The sequence below is a fragment of the Amycolatopsis sp. TRM77291 genome (assembly GCF_054166285.1).
The window spans coordinates 4,174,006-4,200,286 of record NZ_JBSZHF010000001.1; the positions used below are offsets into that span (position 1 = coordinate 4,174,006).

The window sequence follows — 26,281 nt, forward strand, 5'->3', positions numbered from 1 at the left end:
AATCGGCCTACTGCCGGTAAGACTCCACCTCGGAGATCGGCCGAGCCGTGGCCTGGTCCGGGTCGTCGTCGAACTCCACCCGCGCCCGCCGCTGCCGTAGGAGGTCCCAGCACTGGTCAAGCTGCTGTTCCACACTCGCGAGCCGGGACCGGTCATCCGAGCTCAGCCCGGTACCGATCGCCCGCGAACGGAGCTCGTGCTCCTCGCTGACCAGCTCGTCGATCCGGCTGAGGATGTCTCCGTCGGCCATCTGCGCCTCCTGAGAAACGTGGGTTGCTCCATCCGAGACGCTACGCGCACTCGCGGGAATGCGCGTCCCGCCCGATTCGTTACGCCGGGCATGAGCACTGTGGAGCTGACCGCCGCCAACTTCGATCAGGTCGTGTCGGAGAACGACTTCGTGATCATCGACTTCTGGGCGGGCTGGTGCATGCCGTGCCGCCAGTTCGCGCCGACCTACGAGAAGGTGTCGGGCAACCACGAGGACATCGTCTTCGCGAGCGTCGACACCGAGGCCGAGCAGCAGCTGGCCGCGGCCTTCGACGTGCGTTCGATCCCCACCCTCGCGGTGATCCGCGACAAGACGGTCATCTACGCGCAGCCGGGCGCGCTCCCGGAGAAGACGCTGGAGGACCTCATCCAGCAGGCGCGCGACATCGACATGGACAAGCTCAAGGAAGAGGCGGCCAAGGAGGCCTGACGAGCATGGAGAAGGGGCCCTACCCGGCGGGTTTCGCCGGGTAGGGCCCCTTTGTCTTTCAGCGGAACGACGCCACCGGGGAGCGGGTCAGCCCCGGGTGGCGAGTCCGCGCAGGAAGAACGCCAGGTTCGCCGGGCGTTCCGCCAGCCTGCGCATGAAATAGCCGTACCATTCGTCGCCGTAGGGGACGTAGACGCGCATCGTCTTGCCGTCGCCCGCGATCCGGCGCTGCTCTTCGGGACGGATCCCGTACAGCATCTGGAATTCGTGGTCGTCCGCCTTGCGGCCCGCGTCGGCCGCGAGCTTCTCGGCGATCGCGATCATCCGCGGGTCGTGCGAGGCGACCATCGGATACCCCTTGCCCTGCATGAGGATCTTCAGGCAGCGCACGTAGGACCTGTCCACTTCGGACTTGTCCTGGAACGCGACCTCCTCGGGTTCGGCGTACGCGCCCTTGCACAGCCGGACGCGGGAACCCTCGGCCGCCAGGTCGCGGCAATCCTGCTCGGTACGCCGCAGGTAGGCCTGCAGCACCGCGCCGACCCACGGGTACTCGGTGCGCAGTTCCTTGAGGATGCCGAGCGTCGAGTCGGTGGTGGTGTGGTCCTCCATGTCGAGGGTCACCGTGGCACCGACCGCTTCGGCCGCCGCGCAGATCTTGCGGGCGTTCTCCAGCGCGACCTTCTCGCCGTCGACGGGGAGGAACTGCCCGACGGCGGACAGCTTCACCGAGACGTCCGCGCCGAACGCGAGGCCGTCGGCCGCCAGCGCGGTCAGCAGTTCCTCGTAGGCGCGGACCGTGGTCGCGGCCTGCTCGGCATCGGTGGTGTCCTCGCCGAGGTGGTCGAGGGTGACCCGGAGGCCCTGGTCGGCCAGTTCGCGGACCACCCGGGCGGCGTCGGGCGTCTTCGCGCCGGCGACGAACCGGCTGACCACCGATCGGGTGGCGGGGACGACCTCGACCAGCTTGCGCATCCGCTGGGATCGAGCGGCGGCGAGCAACGGGGCACGCAACATCACGGACTCCTGGAGAACTCAGCCCTGGTGGGGGTAGCGGACGCTGGTGGGCGGAACGAAGGTCTCCTTGACCGAGCGCGGGCTCGTCCAGCGGAGCAGGTTGAACACCGAACCGGCCTTGTCGTTGGTGCCGGACGCGCGGGCGCCGCCGAAGGGCTGCTGGCCGACGACCGCGCCGGTCGGCTTGTCGTTGACGTAGAAGTTGCCGGCGGCGAAGCGCAGCGCCTCGGACGCCTTGGCCACGGCCGTGCGGTCGTTCGCGATGACCGCGCCGGTGAGCGCGTAGTCGGCGGTCTCGTCGACCAGCTTCAGAACCTCGTCGAAGCCCGCGTCGGTGCTGTCGTCGTAGACGTGCAGCGCGAGGATCGGGCCGAAGTACTCGGTGCGGAAGATCTCGTGCTTCGGGTTGTCCGAAACCAGGATCGTCGGGCGCACGAAGTAGCCGACGCTGTCGTCGGCGGTACCACCGGCGATGACGTCGATCTCGGGGTCTTCGGCCGCGCTCTTCAGCACGGCGGCGTGCTTGTCGAAGGCGCGGCGGTCGATCACGGCGCCACCGAAGTTGTCCAGGTCGGTGACGTCGCCGTAGGTGATGGCCTCGGTCTCGGAGACCAGTTCGTCCTTCAGGCTCGCCCAGAGCGAACGCGGGACGTAGGCGCGGGACGCGGCCGAGCACTTCTGGCCCTGGTACTCGAAGGCGCCGCGGATCAGCGCGGTGCGCAGGATGTCGACGTCGGCGGAGGCATGCGCGAGCACGAAGTCCTTGCCGCCGGTCTCGCCGACCAGCCGCGGGTACGTGCGGTAGCCGGAGATGTTGGCGCCGACGGTGGCCCACAGGTGCTGGAAGGTCGCGGTGGAACCGGTGAAGTGGATGCCGGCCAGGTCGCGGTGGGTCAGGGCGACCTCGGAGACGGCCTTGCCGTCACCCGGGACCAGGTTGATGACGCCCGGCGGCATGCCCGCCTCTTCGAGCAGCCGCATCAGCATGTGCGCGGCGTAGCTCTGCGTCGGCGACGGCTTCCACAGCACGACGTTGCCCATCAGCGCGGGCGCGGTCGGCAGGTTGCCGGAGATCGCGGTGAAGTTGAACGGGGTGATGGCGTAGACGAAGCCCTCGAGCGGACGGTGCTCCATCCGGTTCCAGATACCGGGCGAGCTGACCGGCTGCTCGGCGAGGATCTGACGGCCGAACGCGACGTTGAAGCGCCAGAAGTCGATCAGCTCGCAGGCGGAGTCGATCTCGGCCTGGAACGCGGTCTTCGACTGGCCGAGCATGGTGGCGGCGTTCAGCTTGGCGCGCCACGGGCCGGCCAGCAGGTCGGCGGCGCGCAGGATGATCGCGGCGCGATCGTCGAAGGAGAGCGCGCGCCAGCCGGGGGCGGCGGCCTTGGCGGCGGCGATCGCGTCGTGGGTGTCCTGCGCGGTCGCGCTGTGGATGACGCCCAGCACGGCCTTGTGGTTGTGCGGCTGGACGACCTCGATCTTCTCGCCGCCGCCCTTGCGCTGCTCACCACCGATCGTCGCGGTGATGTCGATGGGGTCGGCGTTGCCCAGCAACTTGAGCGCGCCCTCGAGTTCAGCGCGCTCAGCGCTGCCCGGTGCGTAGTTCAGCACCGGCTCGTTCTTCGGGGCGGGGGTCTGGGTCACGGCGTCCACTGACTGCTCCTGACTGCACTTCGCCGGGTAGAGGTCTCATCCCGAACGGTAGACCTGACGGCTCTCTGAAGGATTGTCCGACTGGCTAGAATCAGGGTGACCATCTTGTCCGATCGGCTTAATCGGTGATCGCAGTGTCCTCCCTGAGTACTCAGACGACCCCCGGCGCCTCCCTGCGGCATGTCCTCGCGACGCTCGGGGAACCGCTGGTCAGGGTGCTCGCGGCCCCGGGCGGGCTCGGCGTCGGCGTGGAGGACGTCGTCATCCACGATCCGGAGGATCCGCCCGACGCCCATCCGGGTGATCTCGTTCTGGTGATCGGGGCCCGTGGGCGGTCGGCCGCGGGCGCGATCCGGGCGGCGGCGCGGTCCGGCGCGGCCGCTGTCGCGGTGAAGAACGGCATGGCCGTCGTGAACGTCGCGACCGACGCGGGGGTCGCGCTGATCGAGGTCGGCCACGAGGCGCGGTGGGAGCAGGTCGAAGCGCTGGCCAGGGGCGTCGTCGACGCGGCCCGTGCCGGTGGCGAAGCGGATCACGGAGAGGTGCTGGGCGACCTGTTCTCGCTCGCGCAGACCGTCGCGACACTGACCGGCGGCCTGGTCAGCATCGAGGACACCGCGAGCCGCGTACTGGCCTATTCGCGGGCGGGCGACGAGGTGGACGAGCTGCGCAGGCTTTCGATCCTCGGCCGCGAAGGGCCGGAACGCTATCTCGCGATGCTGCGCGAATGGGGCGTCTACCAGCGTCTTCGCGCCGGCGAGGGCATCGTCCGCATCGACGAGCGGCCCGATCTCGGCATCCGGCGGCGGATCGCGGCCGGGATCCACGCCGGATCGCAGCCGCTGGGCACGATCTGGGTGCAGGAGGGCGCGCATCCGCTCACCGAAAGCGCGGAGGTCGCCTTGCTCGGCGCCAGCCGCGCGCTCGCGCCGCAGCTGATCCGGCACCGGACGCTGCCCAGCCCGGAGCTCCGGTTGCGCGAGGATCTGCTGGCCGGGCTGCTCGACGGCCGCCTCGACGCCGAATCCGTCGCCGACGACATCGGCGCGGACCCCGGGAAACCGGCCATGGTGCTGGCGTTCTCGCTCCCCCGCGACCGGGCCGCGACCGACCGGCAGCTCCGGCGCGCGGAGCTGGTGCACCTGATCACCGTGCACACGGCGGCGTACCGGCGGAGCGCGCTGGTGAGCGTGATCGGCGGCCGCGTCTACGCGCTGCTGCCCGACCTCCCCGAGCACGCCGAACCGCGGATCCTGGCGCTGGCCAAGGAAATCGCCGGCACGGCACAACGGCATCTCGACGTCCGGGTGCGCGCCGCGCTGGGCGGTGTGGTCCCCAGCCTGTCCGACGCGGCGGCCTCGCGCGGCGACGCGGACCGTGTGCTGGCGACGATGGCGCGCGGGCACGGGACCGCGGACGTCGCCTCGCTGGCCGACGTCCGTGCCGAGGTCCTGCTCTCGGAGGTGCTCGCGTTCCTCGGCGACCAGCCGAGGATCCGCGATCCTCGGCTGGCCGGACTGATCGCCCACGACGCCGAACACGGCGGCATCCTGGTGCCCGCCGTGCTCGCGTACCTCGACGCTTTCGGTGACGTCCGGAAGGCGGCGCGCGAGCTGAACATCCACCCGAACACGGTCCGCTACCGGGTGCGCCGCGCCGGCGAGGTGTCCGGGATCGACCTGGACGACCCCGCGCAACGCGTCCTCACCCAGCTCTTGTTGCGCCTCTAAGGTTTCCGCTCCCCCGCGTTTAGTCCTCTGGATGCGGTCGTTGCACACGCAAGGACCGCATCCAGAGGACTAAACGCGGGCAGGGCAGGGCAGGGCAGGGTCAGGAAGCCGCGGCCAGGCTCCGAAGTCCGGCGACCTCGGCCAGCGCGCGATAGGAATCGAGCCGCTCCGCCTGGTCGAAAGTACTGGTGGTCACCAGGATCTCGTCCGCGCCGGTCTTCGCGACGAGGTCGGCCAGCCGGTCGCCCACCTCGTCCGAGGCGCCGGCGATCTGACCGTCGAGCGCCCTGTCCAGCCGTTCCCGGTCTCGGTCCGACAGCGGCCCGGCGAGGATCTCGTCCACCGGCGACAACGGCGGGAAGACCCCGTGCGTCCGCGAGTAGACGGTCGACCAAGCTTCCGGAATCAGCAGCCGCCGGGCCCGTTCGGCCGTCTCGGCGACCGCGATCGCCGTCGACACCACGACATACGGCCGCGAAGCCGGTGCGGACGGGCGGAATCCGGAGCGATATCCCTCAATGGCTTCGAGCATCGGCTCCACACCACGGATCGGCGCGATCACCAGCGGCAGCCCCAGTTCCGCGGCCAGGCGCGCCCCGGCACCGGTCGCCAGCAGGAACGCGGGCACGCGCAGGCCTTCCGCGGGAATGGCGTGCACACCCGGATAGGTCGTCTGGTCACCCGCGAGGAAACCCAGCAGTTCGCGGACCTGGTCGCCGAAGCGATCGGCGTCGTCCTTCTCGTGCCCGAGCGCCTGCCGGACCCCGCCGGTGAACCCGACCGACCGGCCCAGCCCCATGTCGATCCGGCCGGGGAAAAGGGATTCGAGCACGCCGAACTGTTCCGCGACCACGAGCGGCCGGTGGTTCGGCAGCATCACGCCGCCGGTGCCGACCCGGATCCGCTCGGTCGCCGAAGCGACGGCGGCCGCCAGCACCGTGGGCGCCGAACCCGCGACACCGGGCACGCTGTGATGTTCCGACACCCAGAACCGGTGATAGCCGAGCGCTTCGATGTCCCGCGCGAAGGCGACCGTGTCCCGCAGGGCGCGGGGCGCGTCGCCACCGCGGCGGGTCGGGGACCGGTCCAGTACCGAAAGCGTGATCACCCCCGGGTCAACGCGTCCGGACCCGGCGGGCATTCCCCGCTCAGGGGCGCCAGCGCTCGCTGTAGTCCGGGTGGTCGGCGTGCGGCAGGGCCAGCAACCGGAGAGTCAGGCACCAGTTCGTCCCGGCCTCATCGGCGGGCACATGACAGGTCTCGCACCAGTACTCGTTGCCGTACAAGGGGAATCCGGGCACCTTCTCCGAGACCGTGGTGCGGTGCGCCTGCAGGAGCCGCCGGGTCGCCTCGATCTCGTTGATCATCTGATTGACCGTGTCGAGTTCGAGGTCGTTGAGCGAACGGATCTTCTTTTCGATGACGACCTTGGTCTCACCGCGGGTGAGCGATTCGTTGATCTCGGTTTTCTTGACCGCCTGCATGATCAACGCCTGGCGTTGCCCCACACGCGCGGCGAGAAAGGCGATCAGGTCGTCCACGGATACTCCTTCGTCCTCCCCCAGCCTAGTGTTCGGTGGGAAATGTCGCTGGCAGGAAGCCCGGCGTTACGGCCGGGTCCCGTGCGTCACACAGTCTCGTATCGATCCACCGCGCGACGGTGACTGGTTTCTGGATCGACACGAAAGCGCAATCACTCCGGGAGCAAGAACGAAGGAAAAACGGGAATTCGTCACCGACGCCGCACGCGTCGTCACTTGATGCGTGCTAAGTGTCGTCCCGCGCCTTGCTCGGCTGGACGCGCTTCGGCTCGCCGGGCATCTTCGGGTAGTCCGGCGGATACGGCATCTCGCCGAGGCCGTGGTCACGCTCGTCCCGCGCGTACCACTCCAGCAGCGTCTCGATGCCGAACGCCTCCTCGTCCATCGGCGCGTGGAGGTCACCGCGCTCGGCGAAGAACGCGCCGGCGGTGAGGACGTCGAAGTCGTCCGGGTCCACTTCGGTCAGCAGATCCCAGGTCAGCGGCGTCGACACGGTCGCCCGCGGGGTACCGCGGACCGACCAGGACGACGCCACCGTGCGGTCGCGGGCGGCCTGGTTGTAGTCGATGAAGACCCGGCCGCCGCGTTCTTCCTTCCACCACGCGATGGTCGCCTTGTCCGGGATCCGGCGCTCGACCTCGCGGCCCAGCGCGATCACCGCGTGCCGGACGTCGATGAAATCCCACTCGGGCCGGATCCGCACCAGGACGTGCACGCCGCGGCCGCCCGAGGTCTTCGGGTAGCCGACCAGCCCCGCCGAGTCGAGCACCTCACGCACCACGCCCGCGACCTCGACCGCGTCGGCGAAGCCCGCCTCGTCCGGCGGGTCCACGTCGATGCGGAGTTCGTCGGGGTGGTCGACGTCGGACCGCCGCACCGGCCACGGATGGAAGTCGAAGGTGCCCAGGTTCGCCGCCCAGGCGAACACGGCGGGCTCGGTCGGGCAGACCTCCTCGGCCGTCCGGCCGGACGGGAAGGTGATCTTCGCGGTCTCCACCCACTCCGGGGCGCCCTTCGGCACGCGCTTGGCGTAGAACCACTCGCCCTCGACGCCGTCGACGTACCGCTTCAGGGTCGTCGGCCGCTCCCCGATCGCACGCAGCAACGGCTCACCGACGGCGACGTAGTGCTCCACGACCTGGCGCTTCGTGATCCCCCTGGCCGGGAAGTACACCTTGTCCGGGCTGGACACGCGGACCTTGCGCCCGCCCGCTTCGACCTCGATCGGCTCACCGTTCTTGGGCATGCGGACACCGTATCGCCGATCAGGGCCGGGGATCGGTCTTCAGGATTGCCATCGTGACGACGTCATGCCACTCGCCGTCCCACCACAGCGCCTGTCGCTGAAGCCCCTCGCGGACGAACCCGGCCTTCTCGTAGGCGCGCTGGGCCCGCGGGTTGTGGTCGAAGACCTCCAGGGAGACGCGATGCAGGCCGACGGCGCCGAACGCGTAGTCCAGCAGCAGCCCGGTCGCCTCGGTGCCATAGCCCTTGCCGAAGAACTCCGGCCCGTTCAGCGCGATGCGGAACGACGCGGAACGGTTGTCCTTGTCGACGTCGGTGAGCGCGAGATCGCCGACGTGCGCGCGATCCTCTTTGCGCACGATCGCGTAGTCCGCCCTGTCGTCGAGCCCCGTCCGCCCGGCGAGCCAAGTCCGGATCTGCTCGAGGGTGAACCGGGTGTGCGTCCCGGTCAGCCGGATGGTTTCAGGCTCTTGCAGGGCCTTCCACGCGGTCTCGAAGTAGGTTTCGTCGAGCTGCGTGAGCACGACGTGCTCGCCGGGGAGTTCGGGCTGCGTCCGCAGCGCCTCGGTGTCGATCACAGCGGACACGGTACGGTTGAGGCGGTGTCCGGCCGTACCAAATTAATCCTCGCGCTCACCGTGCTCGCCGTCTTCGTGGCGGCCGCGGTCCTGCTGCCGATCCCGGGCCCGGCCGGGCTGCGGGCCTGGGCGGCCGAGACCGGCCCGGCCACTCCCCTGGTCTTCTTCCTGGCCTATTCGGTGCTGACGGTGGCGCCGATCCCGCGCACCGTGTTCAACCTGGCGGGCGGGCTGCTGCTCGGCGCCACGACGGGCATCCTCGTCGGCATCCTGGCGACCACGGTCGCGTCCGCGCTCTCGTTCGCTCTTTCGAGGGCACTCGGCCGCGATCTGGTCACCCGGCACCTGCACCGGGCGAAGGTCCGCGCGGTCAACGAGCGGCTTTCGGACGGCGGCGTCCTGGCGATCACCTCCCTACGGCTGATCCCGATGGTGCCGTTCGCTCCGTTCAGTTACCTGTGCGGAGTGTCATCGGTCCGTTTCGCCCCGTATCTGATCGGGACCGCGCTCGGCAGCCTGCCGGGGACGGTCGCGGTCGTCGTCCTCGGCGACGCGCTGACCGGGGAAACACCGCCCGCCCTGCTGATCTGTTACGCCGTGTTCGCCGCGGCGGGGGCCGTCGGGCTGGTCAAGGTCTTCCGGCGCAAAGCCCTGCCGGTGCCCGATCCGAGCGAGGAAGAAGAATCGCCCGCCTCCGCACCGGCGAGCTGACGGGGAGCCGAAACCGCCGCCCGCTACACTCGATCGGGTGCGCGGGACCTGTCAGGCCGCGTAGCGCCACCATCACCCGGAGAATGTGTCAGGAGCAGTCGCCATCGACACCGGTCAGCTGATCGCTGGGCACTATCGCCTGGTCGAGCAAATTGGTAGCGGTGCCATGGGGGTGGTCTGGCGTGCCATCGATGTCCGCCTCGAGCGCTCGGTGGCGGTCAAGCAGATCCTCCCGCAGCCGGGTGTCTCCGAGGCCGAACGCGACAACATGCGCCAGCGCGCCATGCGCGAGGCGAAGAACGCGGCCCGTTTCCAGCACCCGAACGCGATCGTGGTGTTCGACATCGCCGAGCACGGCGGCGACCCCTGCCTGGTGATGGAGTACCTGAACGGCCCGAGCCTCTCGGCGATCATCTCCGAGGAGGGCACGCTGCCGCTCGGGCGCGTCGCGAAGATCGGCGAGCAGGTCGCGTCGGCGCTGGTCGCCGCGCACCGCGCCGGGATCGTGCACCGCGACGTCAAACCGGGCAACATCCTGATCGACGAATCCGGTACCGCGAAGATCACCGACTTCGGTATCTCCCGCGCCGCCGGCGACATGACGCTCACCCAGACCGGCCTGATCGGCGGCACCCCGGCGTACCTCGCGCCCGAGCTGGCACGCGGCTCGGACCCGGTGCCCAGCTCCGACGTCTTCGCGCTCGGCGCGACGCTCTACCAGGCGATCGAGGGCCAGACCCCGTACGGGAACAGCTCGAACCAGCTTGCGCTGCTGTACGCCGCCGCGAACGGCCAGATCAACCCGCCGCAGCAGGCGGGCCCCGCGACGGCGCTGCTGATGAGCCTCCTGCGCACCGAGCCGACCGAGCGCCCCAGCATGGCCGAGGCCAGGGAACGCCTCGCCGCGCTGGCGGCGAACGAATCCGCCGCGGGCACGGCGGCGTCGCCCCGGCTCTTCGGGGCGGGTGGCGGCAGACAGCCGGCCGTGCCCGACACCCCGGGCCACGGCCTTCCCGGCGGAGACCGGCCACCGTGGCAGCGGACCGACAAGCCGGCCCAGTCCGCCGCGGCGGCTCCGCCGCAGCCCACCAAGACCCACTCGCCGACGGCCGCCTTCATCCCGATGCGCTCGCCGTCCGCCCCGCCGAACACGCCGCCGCGTCCGGTCGCCGCGATGAGCCCGCCGCCGTCCGCGGCCGCCCCGATGCGGCCGTCCCCGGCCAAGCCCGCCGACGCCAAGCGCAAGGCCGTCCTGTTCGCGGGCGCCGGTGCCGCCGTCGTGGTGATCGCCGTGATCGTGTTCCTGGTGCTGAATTCGGGCAACGGGGGCAACACCCAGGGCGGCAACAACGCCGGGGCGAACCCGCAGCCTAGTACCTCCGCGCCGCCGAAGAGCGGCTCGTCTTCGTCGCGTCCCGCGCCCGCGGGCCTGGGGAAGACCCCGAGCGAGAAGGTCACGAGCTACTCCAGCGTGGGCACCTTCCTCCTGGACTTCTTCGACACGGGCAAGATCGGCACGTCCGCGAGCTGGAACAAGCTCACTGACGCCGCGAAGGCCGTCTACGGTTCGGAGCAGGCCTTCGCCGATTACTGGGCCGCGCACAAAGTCACCGGCTCCGAAAAGGCGCGGGCCGACAGCGGCGGCGGAAACCCCGACGGGTCGATCGACATGAACATCACGATCAACGGCGGCCCGCGGCCGGCGCTGCGCGTGGTCCAGGTCGGCGGGCAGTACTACATCGACGCCGACACGCGAGTACTCGGCAACTGACGCAGCGTGGCGGTGGTGAGACCCGCCTCGCTGGTGGTAGGCCAATCGCCGCTCGTGGCTTACTGTTGCCGGTATGGCCGATAGCGGACCTTTCGGACCTGGCCAGAATCCTCGCTTCCAGGAGGATCTGGTAGGCCTCGACCCGTACGATCCCGAAGCCCGTGCCTTCGCCGAGCATCTGGACCGCATCGAACGCTGCGGCCCGAATTTCACCGTGGAGGCCTGCCTCGACGGTGTCTCCGATTTCGCCGACTCCAGCAACCGGATCGGCGGTCTGCGCTGGTGGGTTTCGGCACTCGTCGTGGTCCTCATCGTGCTCGGCGTGATGGTCACCGCATGGGACATCATCGGCCGGGCCATCGCGTGGCTCGCGGGGTAACGTGGAACCGGTGAAAGGCATGAAACCCGTTGTCGGAGCCACGCCGCGCGTGGTCAAGTCCGAGCAGGAATGGCGGGAGCAGCTCAGCCCCGACGAGTACGCCGTCCTTCGCCAGGCGGGCACCGAGCGTCCCTTCACCGGTGAGTACACCGATGAGAAGACCACCGGCGTCTACCAGTGCCGAGCCTGTGGTGCCGAACTGTTCCGCAGCGACACGAAATTCGAAAGCCATTGCGGCTGGCCGTCGTTCTACGACCCGGCCGACAGCGACGCCGTCCTCTTGCGCGAGGACACCACCATGGGGATGCGCCGGATCGAGGTGCTGTGCAAGTCGTGTCACAGCCACCTCGGGCACGTCTTCGAAGGCGAGGGTTACGCCACGCCGACGGATCAGCGGTACTGCATCAACTCGATCTCGCTGAAGCTCGTTCCCGAGTCGTAACCAACCGAAGCGAACCACCGCCCTCCCCGACGCGTTCATGGTGAACAACGTCAGGGAGGGCGGTGTCGTATGAACGAACCCTGGGGGATCTCGGGACCGGCTTTCGCGTGGCTGTACGGCTGCCTCGTCGTCCTGCCGTTCCTCTTCGCCGGAGTGTGGGCCCAGTCGCTGCGGCGTCGTCCCGCCGACGAGTTGACGCCGCCGGGCCCGTACCACCTCGCCGCGCTGGACGGTGGCACCGAACGGGTCGCCGATGTCGTGGTGGCCACCATGGTCGCCGGTGAGCAGCTACGGCTGGACAGCCGAGGGCGGATCAGCGTCCTCCGGGCCGCATCGGGGGATCCGCTCACGCGCGCCGCCACCGAACTCATCCCGCAAGCGGGTGCCGGCGGGCTCTACCGGTTGAAGAAGCTGCTGAGCCGGAGCGCCGCCGTTCAGGAAGTGCGCAACGAACTTCAGCTGAGCGGCCTGCAAGTGTACGAACGCCGCCGTCGCGCCGGGTGGCTGGCGGCCTTAATCCTCTACGTCCCCGTGCTCGCGCTCGGGCTGGCGAGGTTCGGCACCGCCATGCCGCTGGGTCGCCAGGCCGGGATACTGGCGGGGCTTCTCGCCGCAGTGGTCGCGGCCATCGCCGGGACCGTCCTTCTCCTGCGTCCGAGCCGCGCAGTCCTGCCGACCGCGGCAGGACTGCGCGTCCTCGGCGCGGCCCGGCGGAATCCTGCTCTGCTCGCCGGCGTGGCGGGCGCGGTGGCGCTCGGCGGCTTGGCGGCGTATCCCGATCCGGTCATGGCGGACATACTGGTCAGGATGGGCGATGCCAACGCCAAGGGATCGGCGGGGTCGTCCAGCGGGGGAAGCGGCTGCGCGAGCGGTTCTTCCTGCGGTGGTGGGTGCGGTGGCTGACTTCGGGTGGCTCTACGCACTGGCGATCGCGCTCCCCGTCACGGTCGCGGCGCTTCACGTGCTTCGGCTCGGGCGCGGCTTTCACGACGGCGGCGGGTTGCCGAGCGTGCGGCATGTGGCGGCCTTGGCGGGTGGCGCCTCGCGGGTCACCGAAACGGTGGTCGCCTCGATGCTCGAGCGGGACCAGGCCCGGCTCGGCGGTTCGGGCAGGATCTACCGCACTCCACTGGTTCCGGTCGACCCGCTGGGGCTGGAGCTCGCCGGTCACCTGTCGTCCTTCCCCGACCACGAGTTGCGAAGGACGATGAGCCACGGCCCGGCGATGCGAGCGCTGTGGGCCGAGCTGGGCCGCCGGGGCCTGGTCGTCGCCGAAGGACGCCGACGGCTCACGTGGAGGATCGCCGCCGCCGTCTACGCCGTCCTTCTGGGGGTCGGGACGGTCCGGTGGATCGCCACCGACGGCACCGTGGTCCTGATCGTGCTTCTCGTCGTCGCGCTGGCGCTGCTGATCGTCTCCCTCCGGCTCGGCCGGACCGATTACGAGGGCAGGACGACGGCCGCGGGCCGCGCGGTGCTGGCCGAGGCGGAGTCGGATCGAAGCCTCGTTTCGGGCGCGGCGGGCGCGGTGGCCATCGGCGGCTTCGCCGCGTATCCCGATCGAGAGGTCGCCGCCATCCTGAGCCGCTACGGCGGACGCCCGGGCAAGGACACCCGCACCTTCGCCTGGGGCGACGGGACAGGCTCCGACTCCTATGGGAACGCCGGCGGCGGCTTCTGACACCCGGCGAATCACGGAACCACGACCGGGCGGAAAAGCGTCCGACTACGGTAAGTGCACCTGCTCGCGAAAGGCCCGTGCGATGGAAGACACCTGGGGCATCCCCGGACCGACGTTCCTGGCGATCTATGGCGCCCTGATCGTGTTCCCGGTGGTCGTCGGTCTCTTGTGGACGATCGCGGTCAAGCTGGGCGCCAAGGCGCCCCGCGGCACCGTGAGCGGCCCGGAGCCGACCGTGTACGAGCTCGCCTATCTCGCCGGCGGCCCGGACCGGGTGGTCGACACGGCCATCGCGGCGCTGGTCGACCGCGGGACGCTGCGGGTCAGCAGCACGAAGCAGCTCCAGCTCACCGGCCCCCTGCCCGCCGACCCGATCGAGAAGGCCGTCGCCAAGGGCGCGCGGCCGGGCTACAACGCCACGACCCGCGGCATTCGCGACCGGTTGCGGATGTCGGGCCCGATGCAGGCCCTCGCCAAAGGACTCCAGGAGCGGGGACTCGTCGTCGCGGACCGGTCGCCGCGGATCCGGCAGGTCGTGTACTTCCTGTACTTCGCCGTGCTCGTGCTCGGCGTCGTCCGCCTGATCGCCGGGATCGCCGGTGACCGTCCCGTCGGTTTCCTCATCCCGCTGCTGATCTCGGCCGTGTTCGCGACGCTGATCTCCCGGGCGCTCAAGAACAAGCGGTCCGGTCCGCGCCCGACCAGCGAGGGCGGCCGGATCCTCCACCGGGCCAGGTCCGCCCATGGCCGGGAGCGCAAACGCGGCATCCCGAACGGACCGGGTTACGCCGGTGCGGCCGGGGGCGCCTTGCTGGGTGGCGCCGCGGCGGCGGTCGCGTTCGGCGGCCTCGCCTACTACCCGGACGAAGAACTGAGCGCGGCCCTGATCCCGCCTCCGGTCTCCGGGGGTTTCGGTGGCGGTTCGTCCGGCGGCGGCTCCTCGTGCAGTAGCGGCGGAAGCTCGTGCAGCAGCGGCGGCAGTTCCTGCGGAGGGGGCGGCGGCTGTGGCGGCTGACGGGCCGGGCACGCTCGGGATCGGCATCGGCTGGCGGCACGAGCTGGACCTGTCGATCGCGCGGCTGCCCGGCGTCGACTGGGTCGAGGTCGTCGCCGAGAACCTGCACGCCGGACATCTTCCCGAAACCCTGATCGCGCTGCGCGACAAGGGAATGCCGGTCCTGCCGCACGCGGTGTCGCTGTCGCTGGGCGGGGCGGAGCCGCTGGACACCGCGCGCGTCGAGCATCTCGCGGTCCTCACCCGCGAGCTCGGCGCGCCGATGGCCAGCGACCACGTGTGCTTCGTCCGCGCGGGCGGCCTCGACTCGGGGCATCTGATGCCGCTCCCCCGCACCCGGGAAGCGCTCGACGTCTTGGTGGACAACGTCAAACTGGCTCAGTCCATCGTGGAGGTCCCGTTCGCGCTGGAGAACATCGCGGCGGTGCTGGACTGGCCGGACGCGGAGTTCACCGAGTCGGAGTTCCTGCGGGAGCTCACCGACCGGACCGGCTGCCTGCTGATCATCGACGTCGCCAACCTGTACGCCAACGCCCGCAACCTCGGCACCGATCCCGAACGGTTCCTCGACGAGATCCCGTGGGAACGGCTGGCGTACACGCATATGGCCGGCGGTGTCGAACGCGACGGCGTCTACCACGACACGCACGCCCATCCTGTGGTGCCGGAGGTGCTGGACCTGCTGCGCGAACTGCGGCGCCGCACCGAGCCGCCGGGTGTCCTGCTGGAACGCGACGACGACTACCCGTCCGACACGGAACTGGCGGCCGAGCTGGCCGCGTTGCGAGAAGCGGTCTCGCCGTGACGTCCCCCCGGGAGCGGCTCGCCGCCCAGCAGGCCGAGCTGCTCAAGGCTCTCCTCGCGGGAGGTGACGCCCCGGCGGGCTTCGACGCGGACAGGCTCCGTATCGAGGCGAACGTCCTGCGGAACAAGCAAAGCAGGCTGGTCGCCTACCTCCGCCCGGATCTCGCCGAGGCCCTCGGCGACCGGTTCGCCGCGCTGTTCCGCGAGTACGCGACGAGTCATCCGAAGTCCGACGCGATCCGCGCGCGGGCCTACGCGGACGCTTTCGGCGCGTGGCTGGTGGAGCGCGGTGAGGTCCCGAAGCCCCGAGGCCGGTTCGCGACCTGGCTCCGCCAACGCCGCATTTAGTCCTCTGAATGCGGGCGGGATTCGGCACACTCCCGCATTCAGAGGACTAAATGCGGGTCGGTCACCAGACCGGGCGGTCGCTCCCCGCCACGTGCGTCGCTTCCGTCCACTGTGGATTCGATCCCGGCAGCGTACCCGCCATCTTGACCCGGGTGACCCGGCCGAGCTGGCCGTCGACGTCTTCGAGCCACTCGGTGCCGTCGAAGCCGGTGGGCCCGGCTTCCTTGCGCCCCAAGGAGTTCAGCCATTCCCCGGTCCCGGCGAGCGAGGTCCGGACGTGCCGGCTGCCGCCTTCGGTGGCCGCCTGGCGGACGGCGGTCATGATCGCCGCCGCGGTGAGCCAGCCGGTCGCGTGGTCGAGCGCCTGCACCGGGAGCGGTCCCGGGCCGTCGAGCCCGGCCGCCTTGCCGCCCTCGTCGGCGATCCCCGACGTCATCTGCACCAGGCTGTCGAACCCGCGCCTGCGCGCCCACGGCCCTTCCCAGCCGTAGGCGGACAGGTCCGCGACGACGATGCCCGGCCGGAGCCCGGCGATCGCTTCGGGCGAGAAACCCTTGGCCACCAACGATCCCGGCCGGAAACCCTGCAGGACGACGTCGGCGCGGGCGATCAGCTTGCGCAGCCGCGAGCGTCCGGCTTCGGTCTCCAGGTCGACGTACGCCGAGAGCTTGCCCATCCCGGTGTCGACGGCCAGCGGCGGCACGGTCGGCAGCTGGGCCGACCCGATGTGCATGACGGTCGCCCCGTGCGCGGCGAGCACGCGGCCCGCCACCGGTCCGGCGATGACGTGGGTCAGGTCCAGGATCCGCACCCCGCCCAGCGGCCGGTCGGACTCGAACAACCGCACGGGTTCCGACGTCCCGAGCGGCCGGATCTCGGCGACCGGCAACGCCGACGACGCCTGTCCTTGCTTGTGCGCCAGCCACTCCTCGCGCGAGCGCAGCACGGCGGCGGCACCGCCGGCGCCGACGACCGCCGACTCGACCTCGTACTTCGACTTGGCCGCGACGACCTTCTCGAACGCAGCCCGGGTCGCGGGCACGCCCAGACCCCAGCACACCGCGGAGACGTGACGCGGGTAGTTGCAGTGCAGCCGCACCCAGCCGTCGTTCGCGCGGTAGTCGCCGGACAGCGGCGCGCTGAACGGCACCGGCTCGCCGTCGACCCGGATGTACTGCTCGCTGTGGAACGACGCGGCGGCGTGCCGGGTGTCGACCGAGACCTTGCCCGGCTCGATTCCCCGCAGCCGCAACAGTTCCCCGGCCGCGAGCGTCGCCGCGGCGATACTCGTCGTGGCCGCTTCCTCGACCCGGAAGGTCCCGGGCAGCACCGACTCGGGACCGGTGACTTCGACGGCGTCTTCGGCGAGCGTGTCGCCGGTGAGCGTGGTCCAGACGCTGGCGTCCACGGAGGCCTTCACTAGGGCAGGAGCGCGATCAGCTCGGCCGGTTCCACCTTGGTCCCGGTGTAGAACGGGATCTCCTCGCGCACGTGGAGCCGGGCCTCGGTGCCGCGCAGATGACGCATCAGGTCGACGATGCGGTGCAGCTCGTCGGCCTCGAAGGCCAGGATCCACTCGTAGTCGCCCAGCGCGAACGACGCGACCGTGTTGGCGCGGACGTCCGGGTAGTCGCGGGCCTCCTTGCCGTGGTCGGCGAGCATCTTGCGGCGCTCGTCGTCCGGCAGCAGGTACCACTCGTAGGAACGCACGAACGGGTAGACGCAGATGAACTTGCGGGCCTCTTCACCGGCGAGGAACGCCGGGATGTGGCTCTTGTTGAACTCCGCCGGGCGGTGCAGCGCGACCTGGCTCCACACCGGTGCCGACGCGCGGCCGAGCGGGGTGTGCCGGAAACCGCTGTAGGCCGCCTGGACCTGCTCGATCTCCTCGGCGTGCCACCAGATCATGTAGTCGGCGTCGGCACGCAGCCCCGAGAGGTCGTAGACACCGCGGACGACGACGCCCTTGGCCTCCAGCGCGTCGAGGTACCCGGTGGTCTCCGCGGTCGCCTTCTCGCGGTCCTCGCCGAGCTTGCCCTGCTCGGCCCGGAAGACCGACCAGGCGGTGTAGCGGATGGTGTCATTGAGCTCGTTGTAGTTCAGCCGCGCCATACCGCCATCTTGGCACTGCCGGTGCTCAGGAGCCCTCGTGGGTCGGTGTGATCCCGGCGATGCGGCGGGCGGCGGCGTCGGCGGTGGCGATGCAGGCCGGGATCCCGACGCCGTGCAGCGTCGCGCCCGCCACGGCGAGGCCAGGGACGGCGGCGACGGCCCGTTCGATCCGCTCGACCCGGATGAGGTGCCCGATGCCGTACTGCGGGAGCCCACCGCCCCAGCGGGTCACCAGGGTGTCGATCGGCTCGGCGGTGACCCCGGTCAGCCGGGCCAGGTCGTCGCGGACCACGCGCACGAGTTCGTCGTCGGCGGCGTGCAGTGCTCCCGGTTCACCGAAGCGGCCGACCGAGCCACGCACCAGCACCGGTCCTTCGCCGTACTGCGCCCACTTGCGGGAGGAGAAGGTGAACGCCTTGGCGGCGAACGGCTTCCCGGCCGCGTCCCGCTCCCCCGCGCCGATCAGCACGCCGGACGACGCCGGCAACGGGGTCCCCGGCGGAAGCGCGAGCGCGACCACCGCCATCGACGCGAGTTCGATCTTGCCGAACACCGTCGAGGCCACTCCCGCGACACCGTCGAGCAGCCGTCGTGCCGAAGGCGCGGGGACGGCGAGAAGAACGGAGTCGGCGTCGAGGTCGTCGACCTTCCAGCCGTCGGCGGTGCGTTCGAGCGCCGTCACCGTGGTCCCGGTCCGGATCTCGGCGCGGGACAGCTCCGCGAGCCGGGCGATCAGGGTTCCGAGGCCGCCCAGCAGGGTGCCGAAGACCGGCGCCGTACTCGGCGAGGCGGGCATGAGCGAGGCGGCGCCTTCGGTGAGCGAGCGTGCGCCGCGATCGAGCGCGGACGCGAGACCGGGCATGGTCGCGCGCAGCCCGAGCCCGTCCGCTCCCCCGGCGTAGACCCCGCCGAGCAGTGGGTCGACGAGCCGGTCGACCAGTTCGTCGCCGAACCGATCACGCAGCAGCTCGCCGAGCGGCACGTCCCCCGGGGGCAGCTTCAGCGGAGGCAGCGACGCCTCGGCCTCGACCAGGGCGCGGCCCTTCTCCGACAGCACCCCCGCGACCGCGTCGGCCGAGGCGGGAACACCCATGACCGTGCCCGGCGGCAGGCCGAGCACGGAACCACCGGCGTGGATCTTGGCGCGGGCCTTGGTGGGGTGGACGAGGCTTTCGCCGAGCCCGACCTCGCGGACCAGGGCGACCGCCTCGGGACGGCGGGCGAGGAAGGCCTCCGCGCCGACGTCGTAGCGCTCTCCGGCGAGTTCGACCGTGCGGAGCTTCCCGCCGAGCGAGTCCGTCGCCTCGAAGACGACGATCCGGGCGTCTTCGCCGAGCAGCGTCCGCAGCCGGTACGCCGCGGTCAGTCCCGAGATACCGCCACCGACGACGGCGATCGTGCTCACGGCTGGAGCTCGTGCACCAGCCCGACCACGCGCGTCAGAACGTCCGGGTCGACGCCCGGCAGCACGCCGTGGCCGAGGTTGAAGATGTGGCCGTCGGCCGCGCGGCCCTCGGCGTGGATGCGCCGGACCTCGGCCTCGATGACCGGCCAGGACGCGTGCAGCAGCGCCGGGTCGAGGTTGCCCTGGACCACACCGCCGCCGAGCCGCCGGACGGCTTCGTCGAGCGGGATGCGCCAGTCGACGCCGACCACGTCCGCGCCCGCGTCGCGCATGGCCACCAGCAGCTCGCCGGTGCCGACGCCGAAGTGGATCCGGGGCACGCCGTAACGCGCGACCGCGGACAGGACCTTCGCCGAATGCGGCAGGACGAACTCGCGGTAGTCCCGCTCCGAGAGCGCGCCCGCCCACGAGTCGAACAGCTGGATCGCGTCGGCACCGGCGTCGAGCTGCGCGGACAGGAAGGTGATCGCCATATCGGCGAGACGCCCGGCCAGGTCGTGCCACAGCTGGGGCTCGGAGTGCATGAGCGCCTTGGTGTGCTCGTGGTTGCGGCTCGGCCCGCCCTCGATGAGATACGAGGCCAGGGTGAACGGCGCGCCCGCGAAGCCGATCAGCGGCGTCTCGCCCAGCGACCCGACCAGCAGCCGGACCCCTTCGGCGACCCGCTCCACCTGCTCCGGCTCCAGCACCGGCAGCGCGCGCACGCCCTCGGCGTCGCGGATCGGCTCGGCGACCACCGGGCCGGTGCCCGCGACGATGTCGATGTCGAGACCCGCCGCCTTGAGCGGGACGACGATGTCACTGAAGAGGATGGCCGCGTCGACGCCGTGACGGCGGATCGGCTGGAGCGTGATCTCGGCGAGCATCTCGGGGTCGAAGCAGGCCTCGAACATCGAGGTGCCCTCGCGCAGCGCCCGGTACTCGGGCAGCGATCGGCCCGCCTGGCGCATGAACCACACGGGGGTGTGAGCCGGGCGTTCGCCGCGCGCGGCGGCCAGGAACGGCGCACCGGGCAGGGCGCGACGGGCCGGAACGGTCTGCGCGGGAGAAGCAACTGAAGGAGACATCACGGTTCATGGTGCCATGTGCGCTCGGAGGCCTTACTCTCGGCGCGCCTGCGCCCCGAACCGGACGATCGCGTCTTACAGTCGGTTGGTGACCGCGATGACGTCAGTACCCGATCTCTTCCGTGAAGCCGTCGCGGCGTTGCAATCGGTCCGGCCCCGTCCGGAGGTGCGGCTGGAGACGATGCGCCCGCCGCAGCGCCTCGCCCCGTGGTCCTACGCGGTGAGCTGCGAGGTGGAGGGGCCGGCGGACGTGCTGGCGTCGGGACGGCTCGTGCTGCTGCACGACCCCGAGGGGCAGGAGGGCTGGGACGGAGTCCTGCGGCTGGTCATGTACGTCCGCGCGGAACTCGACCGGGAACTGGCGACCGATCCCTTCCTGCCCGCCGTGGGCTGGTCGTGGCTGACCGACGCGCTGGAGAGCTCCGGCGCGGAGTGGACGGCGCTGGGCGGCACGGTCACCGAGACGTCTTCGGCCCGCTTCGGCGACATCTCCGGGCCCGCGCGCACCGACGATCTGGAACTCCGGGCGTCCTGGACGCCGACGGACGCCGCGCTGCGGCCGCACGGGCAGGCGTTCTGCCAGGTGATGGCGAGTGTCGTGGGGCTGCCGCCGGTCGGTGTGACGCTGTTCGAGCAGCGCCAGTCGTCCTGAACCGCGTCGGTCGTCACCGCCTCAGTAGCACCACCAGCCACAACGACCGCGCGTGAAGGCCCCCTTCCCTCGGCTCAGCCGAGCAAACTCGACCTTCACACCTTCCCGAGTACATGAAGGCCCCCTTTCTTGCGTCTAGGTACAGGAAGGGGGCCTTCATGTACGTCGCTCGAGCGCCTCACGTGCAGCGCGCGCCAGGCCTCCTGAGCCGCTTCGACCCCGTGAGAGCGTCGGCCACGGTCCCGACACGCCGGATTCCCATCAATCGAGACATAGCATTCGGGTTATATTGCGATCGGCGGCCATCTAGCGTCGCTAGGAAAGCTAGCGGTACTAAAGGTCCCTTGCTCCCGCCCCCAGATCCGTGAAGGACCCCCTCCCTACCCTCAAGGTAAGCAAGGAGGCCTTCACGGATAGCCGCAATGCTCGCGAAGGGCCCCAGAACGCCTCGATTGCTCCGTCTGCGAGGCCCCTCAGAGCGTCCGTACGCCTCCGAAGGTCGCTTCGCGGCAATCTGGACTAGACCAGCTCCCACCTGCGCGGAGCCGGTCGCTCAGAGGTCTGGACCACCCCGTTCGTGCTAACCGGGCTGTCACCGTCCGCAACAAGATCGAATCCGCCCGCGAGCACCCCGAGACGCTTCCGGAGCGTCACCGTCATTGTCACTGAACGGAGCGATCATGACGCTCCGCGAAGTTGATCAAGCCCCATGCCGGAGCCGCTTTCCGGCTCTCGCCGCACTGCCCGCGGAGGCTCCCGGGCAGAGGCACCGGCAGGTGCACGCCCCATCTGCACAGTCGGTCGCGCCCCGGTAACTCAAGTCCATCGCGTTCTTTCGGCCATGTGTTAGCCACCGGCTGTGTACTAGCCCGATCGTGTTACTACGAACTCCCTGAGTGACCACTGGTTTGAGATAGATACCCATTCGATCCCCCCGCGAAGGCCTCAGGGCAGCTACAGTGCCATCGACGACACCACTTTCGGTCTAAAGCTGGCGCGGCTAAACGGCCGAAAGTCCCGGTGCCGGTCGGGGGGCACGACCGACTCCAGGGAGGTAGTGACGTGGCTACCGTCGGCATTTCTCAGGCCGTCCGATCCACGCCAGCCGGTTCATTGCCGGCGAGCATGGTTCCGCACCCGCGGGAAGAGCTTTTTTCCGTGTTGGTGGTCGATGACCACCCGCTGTTGAGGGAGGCAATCTCAGCAAGACTCGCACAGATGGGTGCGGGCACCGTCCACGAGGCCGCCACGGTGGCCGAGGCGAGGGCGCGAGCACAGGCCACCGGGCCTTGTGACCTGGCGATCCTCGATCTCGGACTGCCGGATGGCAGCGGCATCGAGCTGGTTACGGAACTCCGTAGCCACGGCTGGCCTCGAGTAGTGGTGCTCGCTTCATCAGACGACCCGTACGCGGTCAGGTCGGCGTTCCAGGCCGGCGCCCAGGCATACCTGCTCAAGTCGGCTTCGCCGGTCGTAGTGACCGACGGCGTCCGCAGGGTGCTCGAGGGCGGCGTCTACGCGGACCCGAGCGTCGCACCGGTCCTGGCCACCGGCACCCGGGTCGCGGGCACCGACAACACCCCGCGCGAGCTTTCGGCGCGCGAGGTCGAGGTGCTGCAGCTCGTGGCCGACGGCCAGAGCAACAAGGAGATCGGCGAGGAACTCAGCCTCTCCGCTCTCACGGTGAAGTCTCACCTCTCCCGCATCGGGCGCAAGCTCGGCACGGGTGACCGGGCTCAGATGGTGGCGCTGGCCATGCGTGCCGGCGTGATCCGCTGACAAAGGCGAACAGCCCTGCGGGGCGGGCGGACCAGGCGCGGCCCGCTCGTCCCGTAGGGTCTTCACCTATGGAAGGCGACCGACCCGGAGAACCGCAGACGGACCCGAAGACCGGCACCGACGACACCGGTGGACCGGTCCTGCTGCGTGAGCCTGCCGAGGGCACTCCACCGGTGATCGCCGACGCGACCGCCCTCGCCGAAGCCTGCGCGAAGATCGCGGGCGGCAGCGGGGCCATCGCCGTGGACACCGAACGCGCGTCCGGCTACCGATACTGGCCCAAGGCCTATCTCGTGCAGCTGCGCCGTGAAGGTGCCGGCTCCTTCCTCATCGACCCCATTCCGCTCGAAGGGCAGCTCGAACCCCTCGCGGAAGTGCTCAACGACGCCGAATGGGTGCTGCACGCGGCCTCTCAGGACCTGCCGTGCCTCGCCGAACTCGACCTGCGTCCGAAGAGCCTCTTCGACACCGAACTCGCCGGACGGCTCGCCGGGTACGAACGGGTCGCCCTCGGCACCCTCGTCGAGCTCCTTCTCGGCTACCAGCTGGAGAAGGGCCACAGCGCCGCCGACTGGTCGAAGCGCCCGCTTCCCGTCGACTGGCTGAACTACGCCGCCCTCGACGTCGAGCTGCTCATCGAGCTGCGCGAGAAACTCGAAGCCGACCTCGCCGCCCAGGGCAAGCTCGAATGGGCCCAGCAGGAGTTCGAGGCCGTCCGCACCGCGCCGCCGCCCGCCCCGCGGGCCGAGCCGTGGCGCCGGACGTCCGGCGTGCACAAGATCCGCAGCGCCCGCGGCCTCGCCGCGGTGCGCGAACTGTGGCAGGCGCGCGACGAGCTCGCCCGCAAACGCGACCGCGCGCCGAGCCGGATCCTGCCCGACAGCGCGATCATCAACGCCGTCACCGCGGACCCGAAGACCGTCGAGCAGTTGCAGGCACTGCCGGTGTTCAGCGGCCGGGTCCAGCGCAAGTACACCGCGAGCTGGCTGCGGCATCTGCAGGCCGCCCGCGCGCTCCCCGCCGACGAACTCCCGACCCCCGCGCAGCAGACCGACGGACCGCCGCCGGTGAACCGGTGGTCGGACAAGGATCCCGACGCCGCCGCCCGGCTTTCGGCCGCCCGCGCGTCGCTGTCCGCGATCGCGGAGGACCGGCGGCTGCCGGTGGAGAACCTGCTGCTGCCGGAGCTGGTGCGCCGCACCTGCTGGCGTCCGCCCGCGGACCTGAGCGAGGATTCGGTCGCCCAGGTCCTGCGCGACGGTGGCGCCCGGCCTTGGCAGGTCGAGCTGGCGGTGGCCGTGCTGAGCAAGGCGCTGCAGGCCACCGCCGCCTGACCCGGCTTCAGCCCTCCAGTAACGCCCGCGCGGCCCCGCGCAGCGCGGCGTCCGGTTCCCCGAGACCGGCGAGCCTCAGCACGCCGTCGGCCCCTTCGACGGCGTGCGCCTCGACGTCCAGTTCCGGCTGGTCCCGCCGGACGATCGCGATGCTCTCGACCAGCCCGAACACGAGGTCGGTCCGGATGCCGCGAAGGTCTCCGGGCACGCCGGCCGCCGCGACGAGCGAGCCGTAGACGCGTTTGAGCTCCGCCCGCTCGGCCCGGAATCGCGCCAGCCGCGGCGACGAGATCTCCGGCAGCAGGTACAGGGCGCCGAGGTTGTGCCGCGCGCTGCCGAGCAGGTGGATGTCCGCGTAGGCCAGCGCCCACAGCCGCGTGCCGACCGGCGCGAGCTTGGCCGACAGGCCGCCCGCGACGTCCAGTGACGGCCGGACGGTGTCCTCCAGCAGCGCCGCGAGAATGTCCTCTTTGGACGGAAAGTGGTAGTAGAGCGACGCCTGGCGCAGCCCGGCGCGTTCGGCGATGGCCCGGGTGGTCGTCGCCGCGTACCCGGCACCGGTGAACAGCTCGCCCGCCGCGTCCAAGACGGCGACCCGCGCCTCCTGTTTGCTCGCGGCGGCGCCGCTGGCTCTCGGCCTGCCCACCCCGGTCGTTTTCGTCATCTATCCGATCCTGCCATTTCTCCGCGAAGATCTTTGTTACGTCCGGCGGTCGGCCCAGGTTACCGAATCCGGTATCTGTTAACACCGCGCTTACCCGGCGGAGATCGGAAGGATCCCGCACGCGCTTAATTTCGGTCAGCCGATCGAAATCCGGCCCTTGAGACAGGAGCCTCCGCAATGCCCTCCGAGGACCTTTCCGCCTTCGGGTACCGCCAAGAACTTCGCCGTACACTGGGCGGTTTCTCCGCCTTCGCCGCCGGTTTCTCCTTCGTTTCCATCCTTACGACGGTGTTCCAGCTGTTCGCCTTCGGCTATTCCTTCGGCGACACGCTCTTCTTCTGGACATGGCCGCTGGTGATCGCCGGGCAATTGCTCGTCGCGCTCAACTTCGCCGAACTCGCCGCCCGATTTCCGCTGGCCGGATCGGTTTACCAGTGGGCGAAACACCTCTCCCCCGGATTCGCGGGGTGGCTCGCCGGCTGGATGATGCTGGTGGGCTGCGTCGTGGCCCTCGCCGGCGCCGCCATCGCGCTGCAGGTCGTCCTCCCGTCGGTCTGGAGCGGGTTCCAGCTCGTCGGCGGGGATCCGGCGATCACCTCCCCGACCGGCGCCAGCAACGCGGTCCTGCTCGGCACCCTGCTGATCGTCCTCACCACCGCGATCAACGCGGGCGGCGTGCGGCTCATGGCGCGGATCAACGACATCGGGGTCGGGGCCGAACTCGTCGGGGTCCTGGTGCTGATCATCGGTCTCGCGCTGTTCGCCGTCCGCGGCCCGCAGGTCGTGCTCCAGCCCGCCGGCGAAAGCCCGGGAGCCGGTGGCGTTCTCGCTTCGGCGCTGATGGCGGCCTACGTTCTGTACGGCTTCGACACCGCCGCCTCCGTCGCCGAAGAGACGAAGGACGCGCGCCGCATCGCCCCGCGTGCCGTGCTTCGCGCACTGCTGATCTCGGGGGTCGGCGGCCTCGCCGTCGTCATCACCGCGCTGATGGCGGCACCGAGCCTGACCGACGGGCAACTCGCCGGGAAGGGCCTGCCGTACGTGATCACGGCCGTCTTCGGCGACACCCTCGGCCGGGTCTTCCTCGCCGACGTCGCGATCGCGGTCGTCGTCTGCACCCTGACCATCCAGACCGGCACCGTCCGCCTGATCTACTCGATGGCCCGCGACGGCGCGCTCCCCGGCGCCAGGCGGCTTTCCGCGGTCAACGCCCGCACCGGTACGCCGATCGCGCCGGCGGTCCTTTCCGGGCTGCTCGCCATCGGGCTTCTGCTGCTGAATCTGGGGAATCCGACCATCTTCAGCACCATCACCGGAACTTCGGTGGTCGTGGTCTACCTCGCCTATCTCCTGGTGACCGGACCGCTGCTGATCCGGCGCCGTCAAGGCCGGTTCAGCGCCGAACCCGGCCATTTCTCCTTGGGACGATGGGCTATTCCGGTCAACATCGCGGCAGTAGGGTACGGCGCGATGATGATCGTCAACATCGCTTGGCCACGAGCCGAGATCTACGACCTGGCGGGCACCGGTTCCGTCTGGGTCCGGTTGTTCCCGATCGAGTTCGTCGGCGCCGCGCTGCTCACCGGCTATCTCTGCTGGCGCCGCCGCTCCGCGCTCACCACGGTTCCCGTCCCCGCGACCTGAAGGAAG

27 protein-coding genes are annotated in these 26,281 nt (G+C 70.4%); 15 read left to right on the plus strand and 12 right to left on the minus strand.

Going from position 1 to position 26,281, the window contains the following annotated elements; all coding sequences use genetic code 11:
- Positions 1–7: 7 nt before the first annotated feature.
- The gene (locus ACXIZN_RS19135) at positions 8–250 is read right to left on the minus strand and encodes a DUF2630 family protein (protein ID WP_192745337.1); all 243 of its coding nucleotides are present in this window, start codon (positions 248–250) and stop codon (positions 8–10) included.
- A gap of 90 nt (positions 251–340) precedes the next feature.
- On the opposite strand from ACXIZN_RS19135, the gene ACXIZN_RS19140 reads away from it, so the two are divergent.
- The gene (locus ACXIZN_RS19140) at positions 341–700 is read left to right on the plus strand and encodes a thioredoxin family protein (RefSeq protein WP_457956000.1); all 360 of its coding nucleotides are present in this window, start codon (positions 341–343) and stop codon (positions 698–700) included.
- A gap of 87 nt (positions 701–787) precedes the next feature.
- Here the strand turns inward: ACXIZN_RS19140 and ACXIZN_RS19145 are convergent, their stop codons facing one another.
- Positions 788–1,717: a proline dehydrogenase family protein gene (locus ACXIZN_RS19145; protein WP_192745339.1), complete on the minus strand. Its 930-nt coding sequence runs from the start codon at positions 1,715–1,717 to the stop codon at positions 788–790.
- Positions 1,718–1,735: 18 nt separating this feature from the next.
- Positions 1,736–3,373 carry an L-glutamate gamma-semialdehyde dehydrogenase gene (pruA, locus tag ACXIZN_RS19150; protein WP_457956001.1) on the minus strand — a complete coding sequence of 546 codons (1,638 nt, stop codon included), beginning with the start codon at positions 3,371–3,373 and terminating at the stop codon, positions 1,736–1,738.
- Positions 3,374–3,498: 125 nt separating this feature from the next.
- Here pruA and ACXIZN_RS19155 point away from each other — a divergent pair, with 125 nt between their 5' ends.
- Entirely contained in the window at positions 3,499–5,103 is a 1,605-nt protein-coding gene (locus tag ACXIZN_RS19155) for a PucR family transcriptional regulator (protein WP_457956002.1), read from the plus strand.
- Positions 5,104–5,203: 100 nt separating this feature from the next.
- On the opposite strand, the gene ACXIZN_RS19160 is transcribed toward ACXIZN_RS19155, so the two are convergent.
- The 4 genes from ACXIZN_RS19160 to ACXIZN_RS19175 form a co-directional block, all read right to left on the minus strand.
- Positions 5,204–6,244, minus strand: coding sequence for an LLM class flavin-dependent oxidoreductase (locus ACXIZN_RS19160; RefSeq protein ID WP_457956003.1), 1,041 nt, complete (start codon positions 6,242–6,244; stop codon positions 5,204–5,206).
- Between the two features lie 7 nt (positions 6,245–6,251).
- Positions 6,252–6,644, minus strand: a complete 393-nt coding sequence (locus tag ACXIZN_RS19165) for a DUF6221 family protein (RefSeq protein WP_034318123.1) — start codon at positions 6,642–6,644, stop codon at positions 6,252–6,254.
- Positions 6,645–6,870: 226 nt separating this feature from the next.
- Entirely contained in the window at positions 6,871–7,890 is a 1,020-nt protein-coding gene (locus ACXIZN_RS19170; RefSeq protein WP_457956004.1) for a DNA polymerase domain-containing protein, read from the minus strand.
- 19 nt (positions 7,891–7,909) lie between these two features.
- Positions 7,910–8,467: a GNAT family N-acetyltransferase gene (locus ACXIZN_RS19175; protein ID WP_457956005.1), complete on the minus strand. Its 558-nt coding sequence runs from the start codon at positions 8,465–8,467 to the stop codon at positions 7,910–7,912.
- Between the two features lie 24 nt (positions 8,468–8,491).
- Between ACXIZN_RS19175 and ACXIZN_RS19180 the strand changes: the two genes are divergently transcribed.
- The 9 genes from ACXIZN_RS19180 to ACXIZN_RS19220 all read left to right on the plus strand — a co-directional run bounded on the left by ACXIZN_RS19180 (position 8,492) and on the right by ACXIZN_RS19220 (position 15,618).
- Entirely contained in the window at positions 8,492–9,178 is a 687-nt protein-coding gene (locus ACXIZN_RS19180) for a TVP38/TMEM64 family protein (protein WP_457956007.1), read from the plus strand.
- A 166-nt stretch (positions 9,179–9,344) separates the two neighbouring features.
- Positions 9,345–10,949 (plus strand): protein kinase domain-containing protein, encoded by a 1,605-nt coding sequence (locus tag ACXIZN_RS19185; RefSeq protein ID WP_457960555.1) that lies wholly within the window; start codon positions 9,345–9,347, stop codon positions 10,947–10,949.
- 73 nt (positions 10,950–11,022) lie between these two features.
- Positions 11,023–11,328: a hypothetical protein gene (locus ACXIZN_RS19190; protein ID WP_457956008.1), complete on the plus strand. Its 306-nt coding sequence runs from the start codon at positions 11,023–11,025 to the stop codon at positions 11,326–11,328.
- A 19-nt stretch (positions 11,329–11,347) separates the two neighbouring features.
- Positions 11,348–11,770 (plus strand): peptide-methionine (R)-S-oxide reductase MsrB, encoded by a 423-nt coding sequence (gene msrB, locus ACXIZN_RS19195; protein WP_037304420.1) that lies wholly within the window; start codon positions 11,348–11,350, stop codon positions 11,768–11,770.
- A 69-nt stretch (positions 11,771–11,839) separates the two neighbouring features.
- Positions 11,840–12,673 carry a TIGR04222 domain-containing membrane protein gene (locus tag ACXIZN_RS19200; RefSeq protein WP_457956010.1) on the plus strand — a complete coding sequence of 278 codons (834 nt, stop codon included), beginning with the start codon at positions 11,840–11,842 and terminating at the stop codon, positions 12,671–12,673.
- The gene (locus ACXIZN_RS19205; protein ID WP_457956011.1) at positions 12,666–13,451 is read left to right on the plus strand and encodes a TIGR04222 domain-containing membrane protein; all 786 of its coding nucleotides are present in this window, start codon (positions 12,666–12,668) and stop codon (positions 13,449–13,451) included. Before ACXIZN_RS19200 ends, ACXIZN_RS19205 begins: the two co-directional genes overlap by 8 nt.
- Positions 13,452–13,533: 82 nt before the next feature.
- Positions 13,534–14,466, plus strand: a complete 933-nt coding sequence (locus tag ACXIZN_RS19210; protein WP_457956012.1) for a TIGR04222 domain-containing membrane protein — start codon at positions 13,534–13,536, stop codon at positions 14,464–14,466.
- The gene (locus ACXIZN_RS19215; protein ID WP_457956014.1) at positions 14,456–15,271 is read left to right on the plus strand and encodes a DUF692 domain-containing protein; all 816 of its coding nucleotides are present in this window, start codon (positions 14,456–14,458) and stop codon (positions 15,269–15,271) included. Before ACXIZN_RS19210 ends, ACXIZN_RS19215 begins: the two co-directional genes overlap by 11 nt.
- The gene (locus ACXIZN_RS19220) at positions 15,268–15,618 is read left to right on the plus strand and encodes a hypothetical protein (RefSeq protein WP_457956016.1); all 351 of its coding nucleotides are present in this window, start codon (positions 15,268–15,270) and stop codon (positions 15,616–15,618) included. Before ACXIZN_RS19215 ends, ACXIZN_RS19220 begins: the two co-directional genes overlap by 4 nt.
- A 61-nt stretch (positions 15,619–15,679) precedes the next feature.
- On the opposite strand, the gene ACXIZN_RS19225 is transcribed toward ACXIZN_RS19220, so the two are convergent.
- The 4 genes from ACXIZN_RS19225 to hemE are packed head-to-tail and all read right to left on the minus strand — an operon-like array spanning position 15,680 to position 20,202.
- Entirely contained in the window at positions 15,680–17,026 is a 1,347-nt protein-coding gene (locus ACXIZN_RS19225; protein WP_457956017.1) for a CoA transferase, read from the minus strand.
- A gap of 11 nt (positions 17,027–17,037) precedes the next feature.
- Positions 17,038–17,730: a hydrogen peroxide-dependent heme synthase gene (gene hemQ / locus ACXIZN_RS19230; RefSeq protein ID WP_457956018.1), complete on the minus strand. Its 693-nt coding sequence runs from the start codon at positions 17,728–17,730 to the stop codon at positions 17,038–17,040.
- Positions 17,731–17,755: 25 nt separating this feature from the next.
- Positions 17,756–19,135 carry a protoporphyrinogen oxidase gene (gene hemG / locus ACXIZN_RS19235; protein ID WP_457956019.1) on the minus strand — a complete coding sequence of 460 codons (1,380 nt, stop codon included), beginning with the start codon at positions 19,133–19,135 and terminating at the stop codon, positions 17,756–17,758.
- Positions 19,132–20,202, minus strand: coding sequence for a uroporphyrinogen decarboxylase (gene hemE, locus ACXIZN_RS19240; protein ID WP_457956020.1), 1,071 nt, complete (start codon positions 20,200–20,202; stop codon positions 19,132–19,134). Before hemE ends, hemG begins: the two co-directional genes overlap by 4 nt.
- Before the next feature lie 88 nt (positions 20,203–20,290).
- Between hemE and ACXIZN_RS19245 the strand changes: the two genes are divergently transcribed.
- The 3 genes from ACXIZN_RS19245 (at position 20,291) to ACXIZN_RS19255 (ending at position 23,967) form a co-directional block, all read left to right on the plus strand.
- The gene (locus tag ACXIZN_RS19245) at positions 20,291–20,854 is read left to right on the plus strand and encodes a DUF3000 domain-containing protein (RefSeq protein WP_457956022.1); all 564 of its coding nucleotides are present in this window, start codon (positions 20,291–20,293) and stop codon (positions 20,852–20,854) included.
- A 1,062-nt stretch (positions 20,855–21,916) separates the two neighbouring features.
- The gene (locus ACXIZN_RS19250; RefSeq protein ID WP_034318331.1) at positions 21,917–22,633 is read left to right on the plus strand and encodes a response regulator transcription factor; all 717 of its coding nucleotides are present in this window, start codon (positions 21,917–21,919) and stop codon (positions 22,631–22,633) included.
- A 68-nt stretch (positions 22,634–22,701) separates the two neighbouring features.
- Positions 22,702–23,967, plus strand: a complete 1,266-nt coding sequence (locus ACXIZN_RS19255; RefSeq protein WP_457956024.1) for an HRDC domain-containing protein — start codon at positions 22,702–22,704, stop codon at positions 23,965–23,967.
- Between the two features lie 7 nt (positions 23,968–23,974).
- Here ACXIZN_RS19255 and ACXIZN_RS19260 read toward each other — a convergent pair whose 3' ends face one another.
- On the minus strand, positions 23,975–24,631 hold the full coding sequence (locus tag ACXIZN_RS19260; protein ID WP_457956025.1) for a TetR/AcrR family transcriptional regulator: 657 nt from the start codon (positions 24,629–24,631) through the stop codon (positions 23,975–23,977).
- A 177-nt stretch (positions 24,632–24,808) separates the two neighbouring features.
- Here ACXIZN_RS19260 and ACXIZN_RS19265 point away from each other — a divergent pair, with 177 nt between their 5' ends.
- Entirely contained in the window at positions 24,809–26,275 is a 1,467-nt protein-coding gene (locus ACXIZN_RS19265; RefSeq protein ID WP_457956026.1) for an amino acid permease, read from the plus strand.
- Positions 26,276–26,281: the final 6 nt, after the last annotated feature.